Raw genomic sequence first — 24,501 nt, 5'->3', positions numbered from 1 at the left:
AGGGGCGGCCCACAGCCGTTTCTGCGGCTCCCGGTAAGGCTCGGGCCGGGTGGTTCTCCGGTCAGTCCTCGATGGACACGTTCATGCCCGGGACGTGGAGATTGCCGCCGAACTGGCCCGCCTGGTCGATCTTCACCTTGGTGAAGTACGCGAACGGGACATTGATCGGCGGCGGGTGCTCGGGATCGAAGACGATCGGGATCAGTCCGAAGAGATTGCCCTGCAGCCGCTCGGTGTACATCGTCACCTTGCCGCCGCGGATCGTGGACGTGGACCCCGGTGTCGACCGGACGTGGTAGTGCTTGCCGGACGTCGGGTCGTCGACGATCTGGTGGAGATCGGCGATGTCGATGCTGTCGGCCGTGAACTTCAGGGCCTGCTTGGTACGGCCGCCCTGCGTCGTGACATTGACGACGCCCTCGTAGTTCAGACCGCGCAGCGTGAGCCCGCTGGACTCGAGGTGCCAGGGGTCGTCGGGCAGGGTGACGGGCGTCTGCTCGTCCTTGCCCTTCTGCTTGTTCTCGACGACGCAGGGGAAGGACTTCTTGCCGCTGGCGTCCTTGCCGTCGAGACCGCCGCCCGGCAGGGCGTTGTCCACCGTGCCGATGCCGCCGTGGACGGTGTCGTTGACCGTCTTGCCGGCATCGCCGTTGTTCGTCACATGCTCGACGGTGTCCTTGACCGGCTGGGTGATCTTGTCGGTCGCGGATCCGTCGGACCCTGAGTCCTTGGACGCGGAGTCCGTCGGCGTGGCGTCCTGGGACGCGGATGCGGACGGCGAGGGGCTCGGCGAAGCAGCCGGCTCCTCCTCCTCGGACTTGTCGCCGCCCAAGAGGCCGCCGAGCGCATCACTGATGCCGCCCAGCACTCCCCCGTCGTCCTTCTTCTCCTCGGAGGCCGACGGCGACGGGCTCGGGGAGCTCGACGGCTGGTCGGTCTTCTGGGACTCGGACGGCGTGGGATCCGGCGTCTTGGCCGCGTCCTTGGTGGGCGAGGGGGAAGGCTTGGCGGACGGCTTCGCGTCCGGCTTGTCCTTCGCCTCCTCCTTGGCCTTGGCGTCCTTCCCGTCCGTCTTGTCCGGGGCAGTGACGCACGGGCCGTCCTTGAAGGGGCTCTTGGGCGGCGCCGACTTCGCGATCGCCATCTGGGGCGTGAGCCCCATACCCATGAGCACGGCGGACGGCATGGCGGCGATGGCTATGGCCTTGCCCGCGGGCACGTGGAGCCGAGTCAGCAGCGGCTTCCTCGGCGCCGCGTGCCGCGGCCCGGTTCTCGGCCCGGCGGCTGCGTTTTCGTGCAGCTCGTCACCCGGCACGGTGCCTCCCGTTCGTTCCGTTGGTCGGGCTCGTTCCTGACAGGTCGTCCAGTCCGAAGCCCGACCCGGAACCGCCACCGGTGGCCGGTGCGGGGTTCGTGGCGACCACCGGTCCGGCGATCACCTCGCGGGCCGGCTCACCGGCGTCGCCCTCGGCCTGTGGCTTGCCCGGCGCCCAGGCCACGGCCAGCGCGCCGCCGATCAGCCCCATCAGGTAGCCGGCCAGGAAGCCGCCGAAGTTCGAGACGACCAGTGAAACCAGGGAGAGCAGAATCGCCGCCACACCCGCGAAGACACGCGAGACGGGCTGGAACCACATGGTGAGACCGAGCACGACCAGCAGTACGCCGATGATCAGCGAGCCGGCGCCGGCGGTGGTCGCCATGCTGAGGGTCATGCCACCGAGCGAGAGATGCGCGTAAGGGAAGTACATGATCGGGACCCCGCCGAGCACAGTCAGCAGGCCGCCCCAGTACGGGCGGCGGCCGCGCCACTCCCGGAACGAAAGGCGCTTGTGGCCGATGGTCTCGATCAGCCGTGGTCGCGTGTCGGCGCTCATGTTGTACAGCTCCTCGGGACTGGCAAATCGGTGGTACTGAGCGGGAGTGCCTACGTGGCGCAACCGGCGTACGGGTACGGGGCACGGCCAGGAACGCCGTACAGCTCGCCCCGCACCCGCACGCTCAGTGCGTCAGTAGCACTCGTTCTTGCCCTTGCTGACGCTCATCTTGAGGCCGCTGAGCTTGAACGTGCCGGCCGAGGTGGCCCAGGCACGCTGCTGGACGTGGGTCAGCGTGGCCGAGTCGGCTTCCTGGGCGAACGAACCGGGGTCGGCCTTGTCACCCTTCTTGATGCCGGGGCCCTTGGACGTCGAGCCCGCAGCAACACCGATGTTGATGTTGTTGAAGGTCGCGTCCGCCTTGAGCTGGTCCAGGTCGATGTAGAGGTTCTTCGCCTCCACCGGCGTGCTGCCGCCGCCGGCCGTCAGCTTCATCGACACATCGCCGAACACCGGGACCGGCACGACGACGGACTGGCACAGGTTGTGGATCTTGGCGTTCGAGAACGCCGAGACCGCCACCGGGACGGTCTTGCCGTCCTTCTGTGCGTCAACGGCTCCGTACTGAACGAATCCGGTGCCGTCCAGGCGGTCGGTGGCGACCTTGAACTGCTGGCCGGACACGCTGAACGACGCCGCGAGCGCACCCTGCGAGAGGGCGACACCGATCGCGGCCGTCGCGGCAACGCTCGGCACCATGACGACGGCGAACCGCTTCCATCTGGTCCCGCCACGAGCCAGGGACTCCATGACTTTCCTCCTTCTCGGACGTACATCTCCGGTACCCGCCCTCGAAGTTGAGGGCAGCCGCACCTGGGATGGGAGAAGTGCTACGTCCTCGGGAAGGAGAGCGCCCGTCCTCGGAGGCGCTGTGCGTTCCGATTACCGGCGATCACCCCCGAGCGACAACCACTGGCCACGCTCTCGCGCAACCTCACCGGACAGGCCCTGCCGGATGGGGCAGAGACCCCCCTGTCCGCGGCCGGCGCTCACTGCCGCCGGCCACTCGGTGGGGACCCAAGTACCCGCGGCACCAACCGGATGCCGGGCTGCGGGAAGGGACCGAGCGTGGCCGATCGTCGTGCATTCGAGGCCGCCGCACAAGGGGCTCGTTACTTGCGGGTAACGGACCGATAACCGAGCCGCGACCCACTGATACCGAACGGCCACACACGGTCGCCCCGGCCGCGACGGGACATCGGTCAATTACGGGCACAACGCCGCAAGACGGCCCACCGGATTTACTCCAAGTAACAGCGCCTGCGATTACCAAGATTTGGTAAAACGCAGGCGCCATTCCGTTTGCCGAGACACCCCGCGGGATCTGTGAAGGTCAGCCGCGGGGCGGGGGAAGAGGGGGCGTCAGAACAGCACGCGGGCCAGGGCCGTACGCGCCGCGGTCACCCGCGGATCCTCCGCACCGATGACCTCGAACAGCTCCAGCAGCCGCACCCGCGCGGCCTCCCGGTCGTCACCGGCGGTCCGCTTCACGGTGTCGACCAGCCGCCCGAAGGCGTCCTCGACATGCCCGCCGACCAGATCGAGGTCGGCGGCGCGGATCTGCGCCGCGACATCCGCCGGGCTGTCCGCGGCCTCCTTGCGCACCGCCTGCGGGTCCAGGTCCTGCACCCGCCGCAGCAGCTCGGCCTGGGACAGCCCCAGCTTGGCCTCCGGGTGGGCCGGGTCGTCGGCGAGGACGTTCTTGTACGCCTGGACGGCGCCGCCCAGATCGCCGGAGTCCAGCGCCTGGCTCGCCGCCTCCAGCAGCGCGTCGTAGGGACCGGCGGGCGCCGGCTTCTCCGCCGCCTGCTCGCCCGCGGCCTGGGCGTCGACCGGCGCGCCCACGATGCCGAACTGCTGCTCGGCGGCCTGCACCAGCTGGTCCAGCACCTGCCGGATCTGCGCCTCGGGGGCCGCGCCCTGGAACAGCGGGATGGGCTGGCCGGCGACGACCGCGAAGACGGCCGGAATGCCCTGCACCCCGAACTGTTGGAAGAGCATCTGGTTGGCGTCGACGTCGATCTTGGCCAGCACGAACTTGCCGGCGTACTCGGTCGCGAGGCGCTCCAGCAGCGGACCCAGCTGCTTGCACGGCTCGCACCACTCGGCCCAGAAGTCGATGACGACCGGGACCTCGGTGGAGCGCTGCAGGACGTCCTGCTGGAACCCCGCCTCATCGACGTCGAACACCAGGCGGGCGCCGCCCGCGGGTGCCTGGCCGGTGCGGGCCGCCTCGGCGCGCGCCTGCTCGGCCTTCTGCTTGGCTTCCCCGGCCGCCTTCACCGCTGCGAGGTCGACGACTCCACTCATGGACATGTTGCGTGGCTGCATGAGTCCATCCTCCCCCCTGGGCGCCTTGTTCCGAAAAGCGATGCGGAAATACCGCTGCGGAATTTGCGGCGGGATGGCACCGTCGTACCTGCCCCCGCCGGACACCCCGCCGCGCGTACGCCCCGCCGGATTGCCGGCGTACGTCCGGGTAGGCACCCGTGCCGGCCCGAGGAGGGCCGGCGTGTGGTCCCGAGGAGGACCGCTTCGTCCGGCCGTGGGTCCCCACCCACGGCCTGTGGTTGCCGCTCGCGCCGGAGCCCGCCGGGTCCCTGCCCCGCGAGCTCTTACGCTACGACCCGTAGCGTAACTGGCCGCGGCCCCCGTCCGTCACCCCGCCTCGGCCCGCCGCGACGTGATCTGCCTCACGGACCGCACCGCCAGTCCGGCTACCGGCCGGTATGGTCGCCCGCATGCACGACTCCACCAGCCCCCGGAAAGGCCGCACCGGCCGCCCGCGCAGCGCCGAGGCCGACCGCGCCATCCTCGACGCGACCCGCGCCGCGCTCGTCGACCTGGGCTGGGGGAAGCTCACCATGGGGGAGGTCGCGGCGCGCGCCGGCGTCGCCAAGACCACGCTCTACCGCCGCTGGGCCAACAAGAACGAGCTCGTCGTGGACGCCGTGGCGGTCCTCTTCGACGAGCTGGAACTCCCCGACCGGGGTTGTCTGAAATCCGATATCGAGGGTGTGGTCCTCCAGTTCGGGGCGCTGCTCGCCCGGCCCGAGACCAAGACGGCGCTGATGGCCGTGGTCGCCGAGTCCACCACCGACAACGCGCTGCGCGAACGGATCCGCTCGGCGATCGTCGACCGCCAGAAGCGACTGGTCGTACTCGGCCGGGAACGCGCCCAGCAGCGCGGCGAACTGCCGCCCGACAGCCCCGGCGCCGAGGGTGCGCTGGCCGCCACGCAGGCCGTCGGCCTGATCTTCGACGTCATCGCCGGCGCGATCGTCCACCGCACCCTCGTCAGCTCCGAGCCGGTGGACCCGGCCTGGGCGCACTCCTTCTCGACGCTGCTGCTGACCGGACTGGTCGGGCTGGGCTGACGGGGCCCCAGGCCCCGGCCCGGTCGTGATCCCCGGCTCAGACCTGATAGCGGTCGGCCGAAAACAGCCGCAGATTCTCGGCCACCCACGCCGACGTCCGCTTCAGCCCCTCCTCCAGCGACACCTGCGGCTCCCACGAGGCCCACTCCCGCGCCCGGGAGTTGTCCGACAGCAGCCGCTCGACCTCGCTGCCCGAGGGCCGCAGCCGCGCCGGGTCCACCACGACCTCCGCGTCCCGTCCCGAGGCGGCTATCAGTGCCTCGGCCAGCGCGCCGATGGCGATCTCCCGGCCGGTGCCGAGATTGACCACCTGGCCCAGCGCCCGGTCGCAGTCCGCCATCGCCAGGAACCCGGCCGCGGTGTCGGTCACATAGGTGAAGTCCCGGGTGGGGGTGAGCGAGCCCAGTTTGATCTGACGGGCGCCGGAGTGCAGTTGGGCCAGGATCGTCGGGATCACGGCGCGCGCGGACTGCCGGGGACCGTAGGTGTTGAAGGGCCGTACCACCGTCACGGGCAGCTCGAAGGCGTGCCAGTGGGACAGCGCCATCATGTCGGCACCGATCTTCGAGGCGGAGTACGGCGACTGGGGCTGGAGCGGGTGATCCTCGCTGATCGGGGCGGTCAGCGCGGTCCCGTAGACCTCACTGGTCGAGGTGTGCACGAGCCGGCGGACAGCGTGCCGGCGGCAGGCCTCCGCGATGTTCTCGGTACCGACGACATTCGTCTGGACGTAGGCGCCGGGCGAGTCGTAGCTGTACGGAATGCCGATCAGGGCGGCGAGGTGGAAGACGGTGTCGCAGCCGGCGACCGCGTCGCTGACCCGCCCGGCATCCCGGACATCGCCCGCGATCATCTCGACGTCGCCCATCCGGTGGGCGAGGTGGCCCTTCTCCGCGTACGGCTTGTAGTGGACCAGGGCGCGCACCCGCGCTCCGCGCTCGACGAGGAGGTCGACGAGCGTGGAGCCGATGAAGCCTTCGGCCCCGGTGACGAGGACGGTGCGGTTCTGCCAGTTCATGCTGCGTACTCCTTGGTGTACGGGGTGTGGGACGAGGTGGGGTGCGAGGCGAGCCGGAGCGCCCGTTCGGCGAGCAGGTCGGCGGCGTGGGCGTGCGGCCCGGGATCGGCGGCGCCGCTCATGGCCGCCAGGCGGGCCGGGTCGGCGAGCAGCGGCTCCACGAGCGCGGCGAGCCGGTCGGCGGTGGTCTCGCCGTCGGGCAGGAGGAGGCCCGCGCCCGCGTCCGTGAGGACCCGGGCGTTGTGGGTCTGGTGGTCGCCGGGGGCGTGCGGGTACGGGACGAGGACGGCGGGCACGCCGACGCTGGCCAGCTCCGCGACGGTCGCCGAACCGGCCCGGCAGACGACCAGGTCGGCGGCGGCGTACGCCAGGTCCATCCGGTCGAGATAGCGGACGGCGCGGGCGTTCGGCGCGAGCCGGCGCTCGGTGTCCGCCAGCGCGGCCGGGCCCGTCTTGACCAGCAGATGGACGTCGTCGCGGCCGGCCCAGCGGTGCGAGAGCCCGATCGCGGCCTCGGTGAGCCGGGCCGCGCCCAGGCTGCCGCCGTTGAACAGGACGAGCCGGGCGCCGTCGGGGACGCGCAGGGCACGGCGGGCCTCGGCGCGCAGCGACGGGCGGTCGAGCCCGGCGAGGGCCGCGGCGATCGGCATCCCGGTGGTGACGGCGCCGGGCAGATGGCCGGTGTCGAAGGCGACCGCGATGTTCGGGGTGAGCCGGGCCGCGAACCGATTGGCCCGGCCGGGCACCGCGTTGGACTCGTGGATCAGGCTCGGCAGCCCGGCCATCCGCGCCCCGACGATCACCGGCGCGCTCGGATAGCCGCCCATGCCGACAGCTACCTGGGCGCGCTGCTTCTTGAGCAGGGCCCGGCACTGGGCGCCCGAGCGCAGCAGTGCGGCGGGCAGCAGATAGCGTCGGGCACCGAGCGACGGGTCGAAGGGGATCATGTCGACGGTGTGCAGCCGGTAGCCCGCGGCCGGTATCAGCTCGGTCTCCAGGCCCCTGGTCGTACCGACGAAGGAGATGACCGCATCGGGCACCGCCCGGCGGAGCGCGTCGGCAAGGGCGAGGCCCGGATAGATATGGCCGCCGGTGCCGCCCGCACCGATCACGACGGAGAGTGGTGTGCGCATGGCCGCCACGCTCCCGAAGCGCCCTAAGAGGCTTCTAAGAGAGGCGTTTGGCAGCCTATGTACATGCCGCCCCAGTCCATGCCGCCCGAGTCCGCACCGTCAGCGCCCGGAAAGGGCCCGGCCCCCAGGATCCTCGTCGTCGACGACGAACCGGAGGTACGCGCCGCCGTCGAGGACGGGCTCACCGTCGAGGGCTATACGGTGCGCGGCGCCGCCGACGGTCTGGCGGCGCTCTCCGAGGTCGCCGCCTGGCAGCCGGACGCCCTCGTGCTGGATGTGATGATGCCGGTCCTGGACGGGCTGGCGGTCTGCCGCCGCCTGCGCGCCCTGGACGACCGGACCCCCATCCTCGTCCTGACCGCGCTGGACTCGGTCAGCGAACGGGTCGACGGCCTGGACGCCGGGGCCGACGACTACCTGGTCAAGCCCTTCGCGCTGGACGAACTCCTGGCCCGGCTGCGGGCCCTGCTCCGCCGGGCCGCCGCCCCCGCCGCCGACGACGGCACCCTGGCCTTCGGCGACCTGGTGGTCGACCCGCGCACCCGCAGCGGCCACCGGGGCGGCCGCCCGCTCGAATTCAGCCGTACGGAGTGGGCGCTGCTGGAACTGCTCCTGCTGCACCCGGGACAGGTCATGCCGCGCGAGGTGATCCTGGAGCGGGTCTGGGGCCGCGACTTCGGGCCGGACTCCAACTCCCTCGCCGTATACGTCGGTTACCTCCGCCGCAAGCTGGAGGCGGGCGGCGAGCCCCGTATCGTCCAGACCGTGCACGGGGTCGGCTACCGGCTCGGCCGCCCGGAGGAGGCATGACCGGCCGGCGCGGGCTCGGCGGGCACTGGGTGCGCCACCGCCCGCTGCGCACCCGGCTGGCGCTGGCCGCCTCCGCGGCGGTGGCGCTGGTGGCGCTCGGTGTCTGCGCGGCGGCCTTCGTCATCACCCGCGACCAGATGTCCCGCCAGCTGAACCTGAATCTGGCCCAGTCGGCGACCCAGTTCTCCCAGCAGACCCGTGGCTGGGGGCCGACGGCGGGCGAAACGACCTGCCGCTACCCGGCCTCGCCGTGCATCCAGATCGTCCCCGCCAGCCCGGCTGAGGATCCGCGCCGCCCCTACGCCCTCCCCGTCACCGACGCCACCCGCGCGGTCGCGTCCGGCCGCCATGCGGCGTACTACAGCACCTTCACGGTCGCCGGCCACCCGGTCCGCGTCTACACCACCCATCACCCCGGCAAGGGCCTGGCGCTCCAGGTCGCGCTGCGCTCCGACACCGTGGACCGCGGCGTACAGCAGGCCGCCGGGGCACTGCTGACGGTCGGCGCCGGCGGTGTCCTGCTGGCCGCCGCGCTCGGCTACTGGGTCTCGCGCACCGGCCTGGCGCCGGTCGCCCGGCTCACCGCCACCGCCGAACGCATCGCCGCCACCCGCGACGCCCGGCACCGCATCGAGCTGCCCGCCGGACCGCCGGCCCGCGAGGACGAGGTCACCCGCCTCGCCGCCAGCTTCAACATCATGCTCGGCGAACTGGAGCAGTCCGTCACCGCCCAGCGCCGCCTCGTCGCCGACGCCTCCCACGAACTGCGCACACCGCTCACCGCACTCCGCACCAACGCCGAACTCCTCGCCCGCGCCGACCGCCTGACCGACGCCCAGCGCGACCGCGCCACCGCCGCCCTCGGCCGCCAGCTGCGCGAGGTCACCACCCTCGTCAACGACCTGATCGAGCTGGCCCGCGACGAGGAACCGCAGCCCCTGGTGGAACAGGTCCGTCCGGCCGCCCTCCTGGACCACGCGGTCGGCGCGGCCCGCGAGCACTGGCCGGAGATCACCTTCACCCTCGGCATCGACCCGGCCGCGACCGACGTCACCCTGCCCGGCGTACCGGCCCGACTGGCCCGGCTGCTGTCCAACCTCCTCGACAACGCCGCCAAGTTCTCACCGCCGGGCGGCCCGGTGGACGCCGAACTCACCGTCAAATCAGGGGAGTTGCACCTCACCGTGCGCGACCACGGCCCCGGCATCGCCCCCGCCGACCTGCCCCATGTCTTCGACCGCTTCTACCGCGCCGAAGCAGCCCGCGCGCTGCCCGGCTCCGGCCTCGGCCTGGCCATGGCCCGCCAGATCGCCCGCGCCCACGGAGCCGAACTCACCGCGGAACGGGCGGCGGGGGGCGGCGCCCTCTTCCGGCTGCGGATGCCGGCCGGGGCGCCGTAACGCTCAGAAACCGGCCGGCTCGGTGTACACACCCCACTCGTCGCGCAGCACCCCGCAGATCTCGCCGAGCGTCGCCTCCGCGCGGACCGCGTCCAGCATCGGCCCGATCATGTTGCCGCCGTTGCGGGCGGCGGCCAGCATGCCGTCCAGTGCCACCCGCACCCGCGCGTCGTCCCGCGCCGCCTTGCGGTCCGCCAGGACCCGCACCTGCTCGCGCTCGACCTCATGGCTGACCCGCAGGATCTCCAGGTCCCCGGTGACCGAGCCCTCGTGGCAGTTGACGCCGACGACCCGCTTGTCGCCCTTCTCCAGGGACTGCTGGTACCGGAAGGCGGATTCGGCGATCTCGCCGGTGAACCAGCCGTCCTCGATGCCCCGCAGAATGCCGGAGGTGAGGGGGCCGATGGAGTGCTGACCGTTCGGCACCGCGCGCGCCCCGCGCTCCCTGATCTGGTCGAAGATCTTCTCCGCGTCCGCCTCGATCCGGTCCGTCAGCTGCTCGACGTACCACGAACCGCCCAGCGGATCCGCGACATTGCCGACCCCGGTCTCCTCCATCAGCACCTGCTGGGTGCGCAGCGCGATCTCCGCGGCCTGCTCGCTGGGCAGCGCCAGGGTCTCGTCCAGGGCATTGGTGTGCAGCGAGTTCGTCCCGCCCAGCACCGCCGCCAGCGCCTCCACCGCCGTCCGCACCACGTTGTTGTACGGCTGCTGAGCGGTCAGCGAGACGCCGGCGGTCTGTGTGTGGAACCGCAGCCACTGGGCCTTCTCGCTGGTCGCGCCGTAGACATCGCGCATCCAGCGGGCCCAGATGCGGCGTGCCGCCCGGAACTTGGCGATCTCCTCGAAGAAGTCGACATGGGCGTCGAAGAAGAAGGAGAGACCGGGGGCGAAGGTGTTGACGTCCAGCCCACGGCTCAGGCCCAGTTCCACGTAGCCGAAGCCGTCGGCGAGGGTGTACGCCAGCTCCTGCGCGGCCGTCGCGCCCGCCTCACGGATGTGGTAGCCGGAGACCGAGAGCGGTTTGTACGCCGGGATGCCGTGGGCGCAGTGCTCCATCAGGTCGCCGATGAGGCGCAGATGCGGCTCGGGCTGGAAGAGCCACTCCTTCTGCGCGATGTACTCCTTGAAGATGTCCGTCTGGAGCGTGCCGTTGAGGACCGACGGGTCCACGCCCTGCCGCTCCGCCGCCACCAGATACATGCAGAAGACGGGGACGGCCGGTCCGGAGATCGTCATGGACGTCGTGACCTCGCCCAGCGGGATGTCCTTGAACAGGACCTCCATGTCGGCGGCGGAGTCGATGGCGACGCCGCAGTGGCCGACCTCACCCAGCGAGCGCGGGTCGTCGGAGTCCCGCCCCATCAGCGTCGGCATGTCGAAGGCGACGGACAGGCCGCCCCCGCCCGCCTTGAGGATCATCTTGTAGCGCTCGTTGGTCTGCTCGGCGTTGCCGAAGCCGGCGAACTGGCGGATGGTCCACGTACGCCCTCGGTAACCGGTCGGATACAGACCGCGGGTGAAGGGGTACTCCCCCGGCCAGCCGATCCGCTCGAATCCCTCGACGCTGTCACCGGGCCGGGGGCCGTACACCGGCTCGACCGGATCACCGGAGAGCGTGCTGAAGTCCGCATCCCGCTTCCGGGCGGAGTCGTACCGGGCCTGCCAGCGGCGGCGGCCCTCTTCGATCGCGTCAGCGTCCATACCTTCGAATTTACTAGGACGTCCTAGTAATTGTCGATGGGAGACGGCGGACGATCCCCCGAAGGGCCGGTGACATCCACGCGCTGTACACGAAAGCGCCCGTCCGTAAGGGGGACGGGCGCGTGGCGGAGGGAGGCGGCTCAGACCTTGACCGGCTGCGGCGCACCCTCGGCGAGCAGCGGCTGGATCTCGCGGACGACCTTGCGCTCGACGAAGAACGCGGCCGTCGGGATCGTCCCGGCGACCAGCACCCACAGCAGCTTCTCGAACTTCCACTTGGCCTTGGAGCCCAGGTCGAAGGCGAAGACCAGGTAGATGATGTAGAGCACGCCGTGGACCTGGGAAACGACGAGGGTGAGGTCCTTGCCCACCCCGAAGCCGTACTTGGCCACCATGCACGCGCACAGGACGAGGAGCATGACGGCCGTGACATAGGCCATCACCCGGTAGCGGGTCAGCACGCTGGATTTCATGGATACGAGCGTAAGCGCCCGTTCCGGGGCGATCTTCGCCGCCCCCCGGCTCCGGGCGGGGCGGTCACTCCTCCTTGAAGTCCCCCGCCGCCACCCGCAGCGGCCGCAGCATCGCGAAGATCTCGCCGCATTCCTCGGCGTCGTACGCACCGAGCCCGAAGTCCATCGCCATCAGGTCATGGGTGGCGGCATCGCACACCTTGCGGCCCTTGTCGGTGATGGAGGCGAGGGTGCCACGGCCGTCGTTCGGGTTGGGGCGCTTGGCGACCAGACCCGACTTCACCAGCCGGTCGACGGTGTTCGTCACCGAGGTCGGGTGCACCATCAGCCGCTCGCCGATCTTGGACATCGGCAGCTCACCGGCCTTGGAGAAGGTCAGCAGCACCAGCGCCTCGTAGCGCGCGAAGGTCAGCCCGTACGGCTTGACCACGGCGTCCACCTCGGCCAGCAGGATCTGGTGGGCCCGCATGATCGAGGTGATCGCGGCCATCGGGGGCACGGCGCCCCATCTCTGCCGCCACAACTCGTCGGCACGCGCGATGGGGTCAAAAGCAAGGCTGAGCGGCTTCGACACGTCTTTGACCCTACCCGCCGGTCATATCCTGGGCGGCCTTGTCTCAGGTTTCGGTCCCCCGGGGCCGGTCGGGGTTTCTCCCCACGTTGTCGTCTGCGGCGCCGTTTCGCCTCCGGCGGGGGGTGGGGGTTGGCCGTTGCGGTCGGGCTTTGCGTAGCGGTGGGTGCGGGGGCTCCCCTCCGGTACTCCGTCCCTGCGGAGCGCCCCCTCCCGTCCGTGGTCGACCTCCGCCCGGTGAAACAACGGAACCATCTACGGCGCCGCACCCGACGACGTACGACGAACCTCCCAGACGGCGACGAGGACGCACACCGACCCCACCACCCCCGCCGCCGGCATCACGACCTCCAGCGGGGCGTACGAGGCGGCCACCCCGCCCAGACCCATCGCCAGGCCCATGACCGTCATGCGGCCTGCCTGCATCAGGGTCATCGCCTGCCCCAGCAGGCGGTCCGGCACGGCGGCCACGAACCAGCGGTCGACGCCGAAGTTGTACGAGATCCCGGTGCCGGTGAGGACGAGCAGAAGGACGGCCCAGCCGAAGGAGGGGCGGGCCGCGAAGCCGAGGGAGGGGAGGACGGCGAAGAGGCCCATGGGGAAGGTGAGGCGGGTGCGGACGTGCGGGGGGAGAAACGCGCCGACCAGGGCTTCGGCGGTGATCGCGCCGATGGGCATGGCGCACAGGAGGAGGCCGAGGCCGGCCGGGCCGGTGCCCAGGAGGTTGCCGTAGGGGACCAGCAGGGCCTCGGGGATGACCACGAAGGCGGGCGGCAGCCAGGAGAGCAGGAGGAGGGCGCGGATCCGGCGGTCGGCCAGGAGGCGGCGGGCGCCGCCCAGGGAGGCGCCCAGGAGCGCGCCGCGGGCGGTGTCGCGCGCGGGGCGGGCACGGGTGCCCAGCCGCAGCAGGAGCGCCGAGCCGGCGAAGGTGCAGGCGGTGACGGCGAGCACCGCCCGGGGGGACGCGACGGCGAGCAGCAGGCCCCCCGCGGCGAAGCCGGCCAGCTGGGCGCCCTGGTTGACGAGGCGGATGACGGACCGGCCCAGGGCGAACAGCTCGCCGTCGCCGAGGATCTCGCCGAGGGTGCCGGCCCGGGTCCCGGCGAAGACGGGGGCGATGGCGGCGGTCACACAGCGGAGGAAGAGGAGGAGGGCGACGGGGGCGCCGGGAGCGACCATGCCCGCCGCGGCGAGGGCGCACAGGACATCGCAGACGACCAGGACGGTGCGCGCCGGACAGCGGTCGGCAACGGCCGACAGGAGGGTGCCGCCCAGGGCGTACGGGAGCAGGCCGAGGGCGAAGGTCAGGGCGCTGAGCAGGGGCGATGCGGTGCGGTCGAAGACCAGGAGGGAGAGTGCGATCTCGCAGACGACCACGCCGAGGGAGGAGAGCAGATGGGCGGCGAAGACGAAGCGGAATTCGGGGACGGCGAAGACGGCGCGGTACCCGGCCGCGGCGGCTCGCCCGTCCGCGTCGGGGCGTGCGGGGGCGCGGCCCGGCTGTGCGGGCCCGGTGACGGAGGGCATGGCGGCAGCGTGCCGGGGGCGGCCGCCGGACCGTAGTGTTTCGGCTGCAGCCGAATCCCGGCACCGGGGTCCTGGGGAGGGAGGCGCGGCCATGCCGCTGGACCTGCATTTCGGGGCGGATGACTTCCTGCGCGTCCGGTTCGCCATTTCGCCGCTGTGCGAGACGCACGAGGCGGTACGGACCCTGCGCCGCGCGGACCGGCACGGCTATCACCGGCCGTGGCTGCGACGGCTGCGCGAGACGGTGGCGGGGCTGGATCTGTCGCCGCTGTGGCTGTTCATGCCGTCGCCCGGCTACACACCGGATTTCCTGGGCCGGCCGCCGGACGTACCGCTGGCCGGGTTCGGCGAGGAGCTGGTGCTGTTACGGGCCACCGATCCGGCGGTGGCGCGGGCCGAGATGGCCAAGTCGCTGGCGTGTGTGCCGGGGGCGGCCGAGTCGGCGCGCGGGCGGGCGGCGCTGGCGGACCCGGCGCGGGCGGTCCAGGAGCTGGCGGATGTCACCGAACGGGCCTGGCATGCGCTGCTGGCCCCGGACTGGCCGCGGCTGCGCACCCTGCTGGAGGCGGAAATCGCCTACCGGTCACGGCAGTTGGCCGACGGCGGGCTCAAGCTGCTGTTCGGGGATCTGCATCCGCGGCTGACCTGGTCCGGGGGCACGCTCACGGTCCGGACCCGCACCGACTTCGTCCAGATGCAGGATCTGGACGGGCGCGGGGTGCTGCTGCTGCCGAGCGTGTTCGTCTGGCCGGATGTGGTGAGCGGGTTCGATCCGCCGTGGCAGCCCACGGTGATCTATCCGGCGCGCGGCATCGGCGGGCTGTGGAGCGAGCCGGAGGCGGGCCCGGCGCTCGTACGGCTGCTGGGCGCGAACCGGGCGGCCGTCCTGGCCGCCCTGGACACCCCGACGACCACCACGGCCCTGGCCCACCGCCTGGGGCTGGCGCCCTCGTCCGTATCGGCGCATCTGTCCGTGCTGCGCGACGCCGGGCTGCTGGCCTCGCGCCGGCACGGACATCAGGTGCGGTACGAGCGGACTCCGCTGGGCATCGCCCTGGCGGCGGGCGGCCGGAGCAGCGGGTGACGCTGCTGCGGCCGGCGCTCAGTCCTGGGCGAGATGGCGCTCGACCGTCTCGACCTTCGAGGTCAGACCGTCCGTGACGCCCGGCCGGATATCCGCCTTCAGCACCAGCGAGACCCGCCCGGCGCGCGCCTCGACGGCGGCGACGGCGCGCTTGACGACGTCCATGACCTCGTCCCACTCGCCCTCGATGGAGGTGAACATCGCGTCCGTACGGTTGGGCAGCCCCGACTCGCGGACCACCCGGACCGCATCGGCGACGTATTCACCGACGTCCTCGCCGACGCCCAGCGGGCTGACGGAAAAGGCGACGATCATGCGTTGATGACCCCTTCCTTGCGCGCACGGGCGGCGATCACACCGGCCTCTTCCTCGCGCCGCAGGACCCGGTCCCCGTAGAGCCCGCCGAAGGGCACGATCGCCAGGAGGAAGAAGTAAGCGGCGCGCTTGAAGGGCCACTTGGTGCGGTTCCAGACATCGAGCAGCAGCACGACGTACGCGATGAACAGGATGCCGTGGATCAGGCCGAGCGGCATGACCAGGGCGTCGTAGTCGAAGGCCAGCCGGAAACCGGTGCCGAAGATCAGCAGCGCCGGGAAGGAGATCGCCTCGGGGATGGAGGCCAGGCGCAGTCGGTGCAGGGCGGCGGCGGTCTTGATGTCCACGGGAACCTCGTCAGTACGGCGGAGGGAGGCGGTGATGGCCTGCAAGGGCTCGGTATGGCTTGTGCAAGAGTTCACAAGCGTTGGTCCATTGTGACAGCCGCCCGGACGATCACCGCGGGCGGGGCCACCAAGGGCCGCTCCGGGGCAGACCGTGACCAATTGGGGTCCCGTCCGGTACGCGCGCCCGGCCCGCCGACTACCGTCTGGTCCGTGGCTCAGTTTCGGCTCCAGGGGAGCAAGGTGCTCGCCGTCGATATGACGGGCGATGCCGTCAAGGCGAAAAACGGTGCGATGGTCGCGTACGACGGCCAGATGTCGTTCAAGAAGATGACCGGGGGCGGCGAGGGTCTGCGCGGCATGGTGACCCGTCGGCTGACCGGCGAGCAGATGGCCGTGATGGAGGTGAAGGGCCACGGCACCTGCTACTTCGCGGACCGGGCGAGCGAGATCAACCTGGTGCGGCTGCAGGGCGAGAAGCTCTACGTCGAGGCCAGCAATCTGCTGTGCACGGACGCAGCGCTGCGCACCGGGACGACGTTCACCGGGATGCGGGGCGCCTCGCAGGGCAACGGCCTGTTCACCACCACCGTCGAGGGCACCGGCCAGGCCGCGATCACTTCCGACGGGCCGGCGGTGGTGCTGCGGGTCACCAAGCAGTACCCGCTCCAGGTGGACCCGGGGGCGTATATCGCGCACACCGGGGGCCTCAAGCAGCACTTCCAGTCGGGGGTGAACTTCCGGACCCTCATAGGGGAGGGCTCCGGCGAGGCGTTCCAGATCCGGTTCGAGGGCGAGGGCCTGGTGTACGTACAGCCCAGCGAGCGCAACACCGTGGGCGGTGAGGTCTGATGCCGTTCACGGCACTCAACTCCCGCATGGTGGAGGCCCGGATCGCGCCGGGGCAGCGGATGTTCAGCCAGCGCGGGGCGATGCTGGCCTATCGCGGCGAGGTGTCCTTCACCCCGAACATCCAGGGCGGGCAGGGCGGAATCGGCTCGATGATCGGGCGGCGGATCGCGGGCGAGGCGACCCCGTTGATGACGGTGGAGGGCAGCGGGACGGTGATGTTCGGCCACGGCGGCCATCACGTCCATGTCGTCGACCTGACGGGCGAGACGCTGTACGTCGAGGCCGACCGGCTGCTGGCCTTCGACGGTTCGCTGGACCAGGGCACGATGTTCATGGGCTCGCAGGGCGGGGTGATGGGCATGGTGCGCGGCCAGGTCACCGGGCAGGGCCTGTTCACGACGACCCTCAAGGGACATGGCTCGGCCGCGGTGATGGCGCACGGCGGCGTCATCGAGCTGCCGATCACGCCCCAGCGCCCGGTCCATGTCGACCCGCAGGCCTATGTCGCGCACCGCGGCGAGGTCCGCAACAAACTGTCCGCCGCACTCGGCTGGCGCGACATGGTCGGCCGCGGCTCGGGGGAGGCCTTCCAGCTGGAGCTGTCGGGCCAGGGCACCGTCTACGTCCAGGCGTCGGAGGAGAAGCTTTGACCGGTCCCGTCATCCACGACGTCGCCACGCTGCCGGCCGACGACAACGTCAATCCGTACGCCTTCAGCGTGGACCTCAACGGCCAGTGGTTTCTGCAGAAGGGGAAGATGATCGCCTATTACGGGTCGATCGACTTCCACGGCATCGGGCACGGCCGTCTCGACCGGCTGATCGCGGGCAGTTTCCACTCCCCGCTGCACGCCGCCGACTGGGTCGTCGCCGAGGGCCAGGGCAAGATGCTGCTCGCCGACCGCGCCTTCGACGTCAATTCCTATGACCTCGAGGACGGCAACCTCACCATCCGTTCCGGCAACCTGCTCGCCTTTCAGCCATCTCTGGCGCTGAAGCAGTCGATCATCCCGGGCTTTCTCACCCTGATCGGCACGGGCAAGTTCGTGGCGGCCTCCAACGGACCGGTGGTCTTTGTCGAGCCACCGATCCGGGTGGACCCGCAGGCGCTCGTCGGCTGGGCGGACTGCCCCTCCCCGTGCCACCACTACGACCACCAGTACCTGCGGGGATTCCTCGGCGGGCTGCGGGCGCACACCGGGATCGGCGGGGCCTCCGGCGAGGAGCACCAGTTCGAGTTCGTGGGCGCGGGGACGGTGCTGCTCCAGTCCACGGAGGTGCTGATGCCGGAGCTGGCGACGGGTGCGGTACCGGACGAGGCGGGCGTTCCGGGCGGGGGCGGGCACCCGGCGCAAAGTGGCTCACAACTGCCCCAGCTGCCCGGTGGCCTGGGGGACCTCCAGCGCCGCTTCGGGCTGTGAGCGGTAGTCTGCGGACGGTGACCTCGAACGTCTGACCAATCGCGCGGGGTCATCGTGACGTCCTGCCCGCCGGCACGGGGGCCGGCGGATGTCCGCCGCGGCACGGGTGCGCAGCCCGGCCACCGCAGGGCCTCACCCAGCCAATTTAATTAACTATTCAACTTTTACGGATAGAATTCCTCCATGACGCCCGAGACGACCGAGCCGAACGACAGCGACACCGCCTGGCTGACCGACCAGGAACAGCGTGCCTGGCGTACCCACCTGGACGTCAGCCGGCTGCTGATGCACCAGCTGGAGCGCGATCTGCAGCCGTTCGGCCTGACGAACAACGACTACGAGATCCTGGTCAACCTCTCCGAGGCCGAGGACCACCGGCTGCGGATGAGCGACCTGGCGGCCGGCACCCTGCAGTCCAAGAGCCGGCTGTCGCACCAGATCACCCGCATGGAGAACGCCGGCCTGGTGCGCCGCGAGAGCTGCGAGTCCGACCGCCGCGGCCTCTACGCGGTGCTCACCGACGAGGGCTGGGAGACCATGCGCCGGGTCGCCCCGCACCATGTCGCCTCGGTGCGCAGGCACTTCATCGACCTGTTCGCCGCCGAGGACCTCGAGGCGCTGCGCGTCTCGCTGGCCCCGGTGGCCGAGCACCTGCGCACCCAGCGCGGGGGCCTCTGATCCCTCGCCGCGGCCCGATGGCCGGGCCGCGGCGACGGGTCAGCTCTTCAACGGCAGCCGCAGCTCGAACACCGAGCCGTCGCGTACGGCCAGCGAGCCGCCGTGCCGCACCGCGACATCGCGCGCGATGGCCAGCCCCAGCCCGGCCCCGCCGTCGTCCCGGGCCCGCGCGTCGTCGAGCCGTACGAACCGCTCGAAGATCCGCTCCCGCTCCCCCTCCGGCACGCCGGGCCCGTCGTCGTCGACCCGGAGCACCGCCCACTCCCCCGCGCGCGCCACGGCCACCCGCACGGCGGAGACCGCATGCCGCTGCGCGTTGTCCAGCAGATTCCCCAGCACCCGCCCCAACTGCCCACGGGAACCGGCCACTTCGACGCCCGCCAGGTCCCCCACCCGTACCGGGATCCGGTCCCCGACCCGCTGCGAGCTCTCCTCCCGCACCAGCGCGGCCAGATCGACACGAGCCTCCCCGGGCCGCTCCCCCGCGTCCAGCCGGGCCAGCAGCAGCAGATCCGCGGCCAGCCGCTGCAGCCGTTCGGTGTCCGCCACCGCGCCCGGCACGTCCAGCAGCTCCGGGTGCGCCACCCCCACTTCCAGCTGCGTCCGCAGGCTCGCGATCGGGCTGCGCAGCTCGTGCGAGGCGTCCGCGACGAACCGCCGCTGGCGTTCGACGCTGGTCTCCAGGGCGGCGAGCGTCTCATTGGTCGTCCGGGCCAGCCGCCCGATCTCGTCCCGCGCCGCGGGCACCGGCACCCGGCGGCTCAGATCCGTACTCGCCGTGATCGCCGCCATCTCCGCCCGGATCCCCTCCACCGGCCGCAGCGCCCGCCGGGTCACCAGCCAGGTCACCCCGGCCACGACCAGGAGCAGCAGCGGCAGCCCGATCAGCATCGCGGTGCGCACCGTGCCGACAGCGTTCCGCTCGGGCGCCAGCGGCGAACCCGCCCGCACCGTGGCCTTGGCGCCGCCGGTGTCCTTGGCCTCGACCGACGCGAAACGGTAGTCGGCCACCGTGCCGTCGACGTCCGCGGTGCCGTCCCGGTAGTGCACGTCGTCGTCGACCTCGCCGGGCCGGGGCCCGCCGTCCTCGTCGTCGCCGTCGTCGTCGCCCTGTGGCGGGGTGCTCCCCCGCTGCACCGGTCCGACCGCCTTGCCGTCCACGGCCCGCACCTCGTCACCGGCCGCCAGCACCCGCCCGTCGTCGTCCAGCACCACCACCGGATGATCTTCACCGTCCGGCAGGTCCAGCTTTCCGTACGCCGTCCCCGTCGCGATCTGCGCGGCGACCTCCCGCGCCGCGACCTCGGCCTGCAGCCCCGCCTGGTCCCGCAGGGTGCCCTGCAGCACCAGCAGCACCGCCGTACCGGCCGCGAGCAGCGCCACCGCCACCACGGCGGTCGCACCGGCCGCCGCCCTGGCCCGGACCGGGCCCAGCGCCCTACGCACCGGGCACCAGCCGGTATCCCGCGCCCCGCACCGTCACGATGTACCCGGCGCCGAGCTTGCGGCGCAGCGCGCTCACATACACCTCGATGATGTTGACGTCGCCCTCGTACGCGAAGTCCCAGACATGCTCGAGGATCTCCGCCTTGGACACCACGTCGCCCGCCCGCAGCGCCAGTTGCTCCAGTACGGCGAATTCCTTGGCGGTCAGCGCGACCTCCGCCCCGTCGAGCGCCACCTTGCGCGCGCCCTGGCCGACGGCGAGCGCGCCCACCCGCAGCACCGGCTGCGCAGTCCGCCCGCGGCGCCGCAGCAGCGCCTTGATCCGCGCCACCAGGACCACGTACGAGAACGGCTTGGTCAGATAGTCGTCGGCGCCGGTGTCCAGCCCCTCGGCCTCGTCGTACTCACCGTCCTTGGCCGTCAGCATCAGGATCGGTACGTCATGGCCCGCGGCCCGCAGCGCTGAGCACACGCGGTAGCCGTTCATGCCGGGCAGCATGATGTCCAGCACGAGCAGGTCGTACGCGCCCTCACTCGCCTGGTGCAGCCCCTCGAGACCGTCGTGCACCACATCGACCGCGTACCCCTCGGCCCGCAGGCCCTTGGCCAGCGACAGGGCCAGCCGCTTTTCGTCCTCCACGATCAACAGGCGCATGCGGACACTGTGGCACCCCGTACCTGAAGACTCCTTCAGGTGGCTTCAGCTTCCCTTCAGGTGCGTTCGGCGACGGTGCTGTCACAGCCGATCAGCGGTCCGGTCATCCGCCGGACACCGGCCGAGCACAGGGGAGAACTCATGAAGCGTCATCTCGTCATCGCCACCGCCGCCGCGGCCGTCCTCATCGCGGGCGGCACCGCCACCGCGGTCGCCGTCAACAGCGGCGACCGGCCGGGCAGCAGCGGCTCCGGGTCCGGCGCCCGCACCACTGCCCAGCTCGCGGCGCACGACGGCCGCGGCCAGGAGGACGACCGCCAGGAGGACCTCCGCGAGGCGAACGCGGCCAGGGTGGACGCGCCGGCCGCCGCCGCGGCCGCACTGAAGGCCGTACCGGGCACCGTGGCCGGCCTCGACCTGGACCGGGACCGGCCCGGCCTGGTCTGGGACGCGGACGTGCTCGGCAAGGACGGCAAGTGGCACGAGATCACCCTGGACGCCAGGGACGGCCGCGTGCTGAACCAGCACATCGACCACGAGGACGACGCCGCCGACCCCAGGGGCGCGCGGACCGACGCCGCCGCGGCCGCGCGGACCGCCGCCGCGCACGGCACGGTGACCTCCGTGGACCTGGACGGCGACCACCGGGCCAAGCCCGTCTGGGAGGTCGAGACCGTCACCCGGGACGGCAAGGAGCACAAGGTGCTGGTCGACCCGCAGTCGGGGACGGCGAAGGCCGCCGCGGCGCGGGACGCGGATGACGACGACAACGACGGTGCGGACGACTGAGCCGCGGCAGGTACGGCCGCCCTCCCCCGGGGCGGCCGGCTCCGGTCCCCGGCGCCCTCAGCCCCCGTTCGTCAGCCCGTCCACCAGCTCATCGGCCGCCCGGTACGGGTCGGTCTCGCCGCCGACGATCCGCTCGGCCAGCGCATCCAGCCGGCGGTCCCCCCGCAGGTCGCCGATCCGCTCGCGCAGCGCCGTCACCGCGATCGTCTCGACCTCCCGCGCCGCCCGCGCCCGGCGCCGTTGCGCGAGCACCCCGTGCTCCTCCATCCAGGCCCGGTGCTTCTCCAGGGCCTCGACGACCTCGTCCACGCCCTCGCTGCGCGCGGCGACCGTCTTGACGATCGGCGGCCGCCAGTCGCCCGGCGCCCGCGCCTCGCCCAGCCCCAGCATGTGGTTGAGCTCGCGGGCGGTGGCATCGGCGCCGTCCCGGTCGGCCTTGTTGACGACGTAGACATCGCCGATCTCCAGGATTCCGGCCTTCGCCGCCTGGATGCCGTCGCCCATCCCGGGGGCCAGCAGCACCACGCTCGTATCGGCCTGGGAGGCGATCTCCACCTCGGACTGGCCGACGCCGACCGTCTCCACCAGGACGACGTCGCAGCCCGCCGCGTCCAGGACCCGGATCGCCTGGGGCGCGGCCCAGGCCAGGCCGCCCAGATGGCCGCGGGTGGCCATCGAGCGGATGTAGACGCCGGGGTCGGAGGCGTGCTCCGACATCCGGACGCGGTCGCCGAGCAGCGCCCCGCCGGAGAACGGCGAGGACGGGTCGACGGCGAGCACGCCGACCCGTTTGCCCGTCTTGCGGTATGCCGTCACCAGGGCGGAGGTGGTGGTGGACTTTCCGACGCCCGGTGAGCCGGTCAGCCCGACCACGTAGGCGTTGCCGGTGAGCGGCGCAAGTGTCGCCATCACCTCGCGCAGCTCCGGGGCCGCTCCCTCCACAAGGGAGATCAGCCGGGCCACCGCCCTCGGCCGGCCCTGCCGGGCCTGCTCCACCAGCTGCGGGACGTCCACCATCGCTGCCCGTCTCCTTCGGCTCGCTCGCGTACGCGTTTCGCGGTTACTTGCCCGAGTTGTTTCCCGGTACGCGGATGATCAGCGCATCGCCCTGCCCGCCGCCGCCGCACAGCGCGGCGGCACCCACGCCGCCGCCCCGGCGACGCAGCTCCAGCGCCAGGTGGAGCACGATGCGGGCGCCCGACATGCCGATCGGGTGCCCCAGGGCGATCGCACCGCCGTTGACATTCACCTTTTCCGGGGACACCCCGAGATCCTTCATTGACTGCACGGCGACCGCGGCGAAGGCCTCGTTGATCTCGATCAGGTCAAGATCCTCGACGGACAGGCCGTCCTTCTTCAGGGCGTGGCCGATGGCATTGGACGGCTGCGACTGGAGGGAGTTGTCCGGGCCGGCCACGTTGCCGTGCGCGCCGATCTCGGCGATCCACTCCAGGCCCAGCTCCTGGGCCTTGGCCTTGCTCATGACGACCACCGCGGCCGCACCGTCGGAGATCTGCGAGGAGGTGCCGGCGGTGATCGTGCCGTCCTTGGCGAAGGCCGGGCGCAGCTTGCCGAGTGACTCGGCGGTGGTGTCGCCGCGGATGCCCTCGTCCTGGCTGAAGAGGACCGGGTCACCCTTGCGCTGCGGGATCTCGACGGGGGTGATCTCGGCCGCGAACAGGCCGTTCTTCTGCGCGGCGGCGGCCCGCTGGTGGGAGCGGGCGGCGACCTCGTCCTGCTCGGGACGGGCGATGCCCAGGCGGGTGTTGTGCTTCTCGGTCGACTCGCCCATGGCGATGCCCTCGAAGGAGTCCGTGAGGCCGTCGTGGGCCATCGCGTCGAGCATCTCGACGGCGCCGTACTTGTAGCCCTCACGGGACTTCGGCAGCAGATGCGGCGCGTTGGTCATCGACTCCTGGCCGCCCGCGACGATGACGTCGAACTCGCCGGCGCGGATCAGCTGGTCGGCCAGGGCGATCGCATCGAGGCCGGAGAGGCAGACCTTGTTGACGGTGAGCGCGGGGACGTTCATCGGGATGCCGGCCTTGACGGCGGCCTGGCGGGCGGGGATCTGCCCGGCACCGGCCTGCAGCACCTGGCCCATGATCACGTACTGCACCTGGTCGCCGCCGATGCCGGCCCGGTCCAGGGCCGCCTTGATGGCGAAACCGCCCAGGTCGGCGCCGGAGAAGGTCCGGAGGGAGCCCAGGAGGCGGCCCATGGGGGTGCGCGCTCCCGCCACGATGACGGAGGTGGTGCCGTTGGTTGCAGACATGGGATCCGGCCTTCCTTTGCAGGGAAGTTAACGAGGGTTCCCGTCAATGTACTGAGCGGTACGCCCGGGGTCACCGGGAAGCAGGTGTGATCGCGCGCACGTTGCGTAACCAGCCGTGCGAGGGGTGCACTGGAGCCATGCTGACGCGAATCGACCACATCGGGATCGCCTGTTTCGACCTCGACAAGACTGTCGAGTTCTACCGTGCCACGTACGGCTTCGAGGTGTTCCACTCCGAGGTCAACGAGGAACAGGGTGTCCGGGAGGCGATGCTGAAAATCAACGAGACCTCCGACGGCGGCGCCTCGTATCTGCAGCTGCTGGAGCCGACCCGCGAGGACTCCGCGGTGGGCAAGTGGCTGAAGAAGAACGGTGAGGGGGTGCACCACATCGCCTTCGGCACGGCGGATGTCGACGGGGCCGCCGACGACATCCGGGACAAGGGCGTGCGGGTGCTCTACGAGGAGCCCAGGACCGGGTCGATGGGCTCCCGGATCACCTTCCTGCACCCCAAGGACTGCCACGGAGTGCTCACCGAACTCGTCACCGCGGCGCCCTCCTCTCCCACGGAGCACTGACCTTCCCCTTCCCCGGCCGGTAGAGTGCACCTTCGGCCGGGGTACGGGAGTGGGGCCCGGCCCGTACTCTGCCGATGATCTGACACCATTTCTTCGGAAGGGTCAGCTCCGATGGGCGCGAGTCCGGTACGACGTGACGTGTACGGGACGAGCATCCGCAGGACGGAGCCGGCCGCCA

At 71.6% G+C, this 24,501-nt stretch carries 26 protein-coding genes; 10 read left to right on the top strand and 16 right to left on the bottom strand.

Translation table 11 applies throughout. From position 1 onward, the window contains the following. Nucleotides 1-61: 61 nt before the first annotated feature. The 4 genes from ADL29_RS02300 to ADL29_RS02285 form a co-directional block, all read right to left on the bottom strand. Nucleotides 62-1,219, bottom strand: coding sequence for a hypothetical protein (locus tag ADL29_RS02300; RefSeq protein WP_245689097.1), 1,158 nt, complete (start codon nt 1,217-1,219; stop codon nt 62-64). 85 nt (nt 1,220-1,304) lie between these two features. Continuing rightward, nucleotides 1,305-1,874: a DUF6114 domain-containing protein gene (locus ADL29_RS02295; RefSeq protein ID WP_053922069.1), complete on the bottom strand. Its 570-nt coding sequence runs from the start codon at nt 1,872-1,874 to the stop codon at nt 1,305-1,307. Nucleotides 1,875-2,006: 132 nt separating this feature from the next. After that, the gene (locus tag ADL29_RS02290; RefSeq protein ID WP_053922068.1) at nt 2,007-2,624 is read right to left on the bottom strand and encodes a DUF6230 family protein; all 618 of its coding nucleotides are present in this window, start codon (nt 2,622-2,624) and stop codon (nt 2,007-2,009) included. A gap of 612 nt (nt 2,625-3,236) precedes the next feature. Beyond that, a complete protein-coding gene (locus tag ADL29_RS02285) occupies nt 3,237-4,205 on the bottom strand; it encodes a tetratricopeptide repeat protein (RefSeq protein WP_053922067.1) in 969 nt (322 codons plus the stop codon). 398 nt (nt 4,206-4,603) lie between these two features. Between ADL29_RS02285 and ADL29_RS02280 the strand changes: the two genes are divergently transcribed. Continuing rightward, complete coding sequence (locus ADL29_RS02280) at nt 4,604-5,251, top strand: TetR/AcrR family transcriptional regulator (RefSeq protein ID WP_046925941.1); 648 nt, start codon at nt 4,604-4,606, stop codon at nt 5,249-5,251. A 37-nt stretch (nt 5,252-5,288) separates the two neighbouring features. On the opposite strand, the gene ADL29_RS02275 is transcribed toward ADL29_RS02280, so the two are convergent. Continuing rightward, on the bottom strand, nt 5,289-6,269 hold the full coding sequence (locus tag ADL29_RS02275; RefSeq protein WP_046925942.1) for a GDP-mannose 4,6-dehydratase: 981 nt from the start codon (nt 6,267-6,269) through the stop codon (nt 5,289-5,291). Next, a complete protein-coding gene (locus tag ADL29_RS02270; protein WP_053922066.1) occupies nt 6,266-7,402 on the bottom strand; it encodes a UDP-N-acetylglucosamine--N-acetylmuramyl-(pentapeptide) pyrophosphoryl-undecaprenol N-acetylglucosamine transferase in 1,137 nt (378 codons plus the stop codon). Before ADL29_RS02270 ends, ADL29_RS02275 begins: the two co-directional genes overlap by 4 nt. Before the next feature lie 78 nt (nt 7,403-7,480). Here ADL29_RS02270 and ADL29_RS02265 point away from each other — a divergent pair, with 78 nt between their 5' ends. After that, nucleotides 7,481-8,212: a response regulator transcription factor gene (locus ADL29_RS02265; protein WP_053922235.1), complete on the top strand. Its 732-nt coding sequence runs from the start codon at nt 7,481-7,483 to the stop codon at nt 8,210-8,212. Next, nucleotides 8,209-9,612 (top strand): sensor histidine kinase, encoded by a 1,404-nt coding sequence (locus tag ADL29_RS02260; protein ID WP_053922065.1) that lies wholly within the window; start codon nt 8,209-8,211, stop codon nt 9,610-9,612. Before ADL29_RS02265 ends, ADL29_RS02260 begins: the two co-directional genes overlap by 4 nt. Before the next feature lie 3 nt (nt 9,613-9,615). On the opposite strand, the gene icmA is transcribed toward ADL29_RS02260, so the two are convergent. From icmA to ADL29_RS02240, 4 genes are all read right to left on the bottom strand, one after another. Further along, nucleotides 9,616-11,316 (bottom strand): coenzyme B12-dependent isobutyryl-CoA mutase large subunit, encoded by a 1,701-nt coding sequence (icmA, locus tag ADL29_RS02255; protein WP_053922064.1) that lies wholly within the window; start codon nt 11,314-11,316, stop codon nt 9,616-9,618. Between the two features lie 140 nt (nt 11,317-11,456). Beyond that, on the bottom strand, nt 11,457-11,789 hold the full coding sequence (locus tag ADL29_RS02250) for a DUF3817 domain-containing protein (protein ID WP_053922063.1): 333 nt from the start codon (nt 11,787-11,789) through the stop codon (nt 11,457-11,459). Nucleotides 11,790-11,853: 64 nt separating this feature from the next. Continuing rightward, nucleotides 11,854-12,363: a MarR family winged helix-turn-helix transcriptional regulator gene (locus ADL29_RS02245; protein WP_046925947.1), complete on the bottom strand. Its 510-nt coding sequence runs from the start codon at nt 12,361-12,363 to the stop codon at nt 11,854-11,856. Between the two features lie 252 nt (nt 12,364-12,615). Continuing rightward, the gene (locus ADL29_RS02240) at nt 12,616-13,887 is read right to left on the bottom strand and encodes an MFS transporter (protein ID WP_053922062.1); all 1,272 of its coding nucleotides are present in this window, start codon (nt 13,885-13,887) and stop codon (nt 12,616-12,618) included. Nucleotides 13,888-13,978: 91 nt separating this feature from the next. On the opposite strand from ADL29_RS02240, the gene ADL29_RS02235 reads away from it, so the two are divergent. Further along, nucleotides 13,979-14,971, top strand: coding sequence for an ArsR/SmtB family transcription factor (locus ADL29_RS02235; RefSeq protein ID WP_053922061.1), 993 nt, complete (start codon nt 13,979-13,981; stop codon nt 14,969-14,971). A gap of 18 nt (nt 14,972-14,989) precedes the next feature. On the opposite strand, the gene ADL29_RS02230 is transcribed toward ADL29_RS02235, so the two are convergent. Next, on the bottom strand, nt 14,990-15,286 hold the full coding sequence (locus tag ADL29_RS02230; RefSeq protein ID WP_053922060.1) for an MTH1187 family thiamine-binding protein: 297 nt from the start codon (nt 15,284-15,286) through the stop codon (nt 14,990-14,992). Further along, complete coding sequence (locus ADL29_RS02225) at nt 15,283-15,633, bottom strand: DUF3817 domain-containing protein (RefSeq protein ID WP_053922234.1); 351 nt, start codon at nt 15,631-15,633, stop codon at nt 15,283-15,285. The genes ADL29_RS02230 and ADL29_RS02225 overlap by 4 nt, the downstream gene beginning before the upstream one ends. A gap of 210 nt (nt 15,634-15,843) precedes the next feature. Between ADL29_RS02225 and ADL29_RS02220 the strand changes: the two genes are divergently transcribed. From ADL29_RS02220 to ADL29_RS02205, 4 genes are all read left to right on the top strand, one after another. After that, entirely contained in the window at nt 15,844-16,482 is a 639-nt protein-coding gene (locus ADL29_RS02220; RefSeq protein ID WP_078970660.1) for an AIM24 family protein, read from the top strand. Continuing rightward, complete coding sequence (locus ADL29_RS02215) at nt 16,482-17,132, top strand: AIM24 family protein (RefSeq protein WP_046925953.1); 651 nt, start codon at nt 16,482-16,484, stop codon at nt 17,130-17,132. Before ADL29_RS02220 ends, ADL29_RS02215 begins: the two co-directional genes overlap by 1 nt. Beyond that, complete coding sequence (locus ADL29_RS02210) at nt 17,129-17,902, top strand: AIM24 family protein (RefSeq protein ID WP_053922059.1); 774 nt, start codon at nt 17,129-17,131, stop codon at nt 17,900-17,902. Before ADL29_RS02215 ends, ADL29_RS02210 begins: the two co-directional genes overlap by 4 nt. 183 nt (nt 17,903-18,085) lie before the next feature. Further along, a complete protein-coding gene (locus ADL29_RS02205) occupies nt 18,086-18,580 on the top strand; it encodes a MarR family winged helix-turn-helix transcriptional regulator (RefSeq protein ID WP_046925955.1) in 495 nt (164 codons plus the stop codon). A gap of 39 nt (nt 18,581-18,619) precedes the next feature. Here ADL29_RS02205 and ADL29_RS02200 read toward each other — a convergent pair whose 3' ends face one another. Next, on the bottom strand, nt 18,620-20,014 hold the full coding sequence (locus ADL29_RS02200; RefSeq protein WP_053922233.1) for a sensor histidine kinase: 1,395 nt from the start codon (nt 20,012-20,014) through the stop codon (nt 18,620-18,622). 4 nt (nt 20,015-20,018) lie between these two features. Further along, nucleotides 20,019-20,681 (bottom strand): response regulator transcription factor, encoded by a 663-nt coding sequence (locus tag ADL29_RS02195; RefSeq protein ID WP_053922058.1) that lies wholly within the window; start codon nt 20,679-20,681, stop codon nt 20,019-20,021. 141 nt (nt 20,682-20,822) lie between these two features. Here ADL29_RS02195 and ADL29_RS02190 point away from each other — a divergent pair, with 141 nt between their 5' ends. Beyond that, complete coding sequence (locus ADL29_RS02190) at nt 20,823-21,470, top strand: PepSY domain-containing protein (RefSeq protein ID WP_053922057.1); 648 nt, start codon at nt 20,823-20,825, stop codon at nt 21,468-21,470. A gap of 57 nt (nt 21,471-21,527) precedes the next feature. On the opposite strand, the gene meaB is transcribed toward ADL29_RS02190, so the two are convergent. After that, nucleotides 21,528-22,487 (bottom strand): methylmalonyl Co-A mutase-associated GTPase MeaB, encoded by a 960-nt coding sequence (meaB, locus tag ADL29_RS02185; RefSeq protein ID WP_053922056.1) that lies wholly within the window; start codon nt 22,485-22,487, stop codon nt 21,528-21,530. 43 nt (nt 22,488-22,530) lie between these two features. Then, entirely contained in the window at nt 22,531-23,745 is a 1,215-nt protein-coding gene (locus ADL29_RS02180) for an acetyl-CoA C-acetyltransferase (RefSeq protein ID WP_053922055.1), read from the bottom strand. A gap of 137 nt (nt 23,746-23,882) precedes the next feature. Between ADL29_RS02180 and mce the strand changes: the two genes are divergently transcribed. Beyond that, nucleotides 23,883-24,323 carry a methylmalonyl-CoA epimerase gene (gene mce / locus ADL29_RS02175; protein WP_053922054.1) on the top strand — a complete coding sequence of 147 codons (441 nt, stop codon included), beginning with the start codon at nt 23,883-23,885 and terminating at the stop codon, nt 24,321-24,323. Nucleotides 24,324-24,501: the final 178 nt, after the last annotated feature.

Source organism: Streptomyces chattanoogensis, assembly GCF_001294335.1.
In the GTDB taxonomy this organism is placed as follows: Bacteria; Actinomycetota; Actinomycetes; order Streptomycetales; family Streptomycetaceae; genus Streptomyces; species Streptomyces chattanoogensis.
This window is presented reverse-complemented; position numbering and strand designations above follow the sequence as displayed.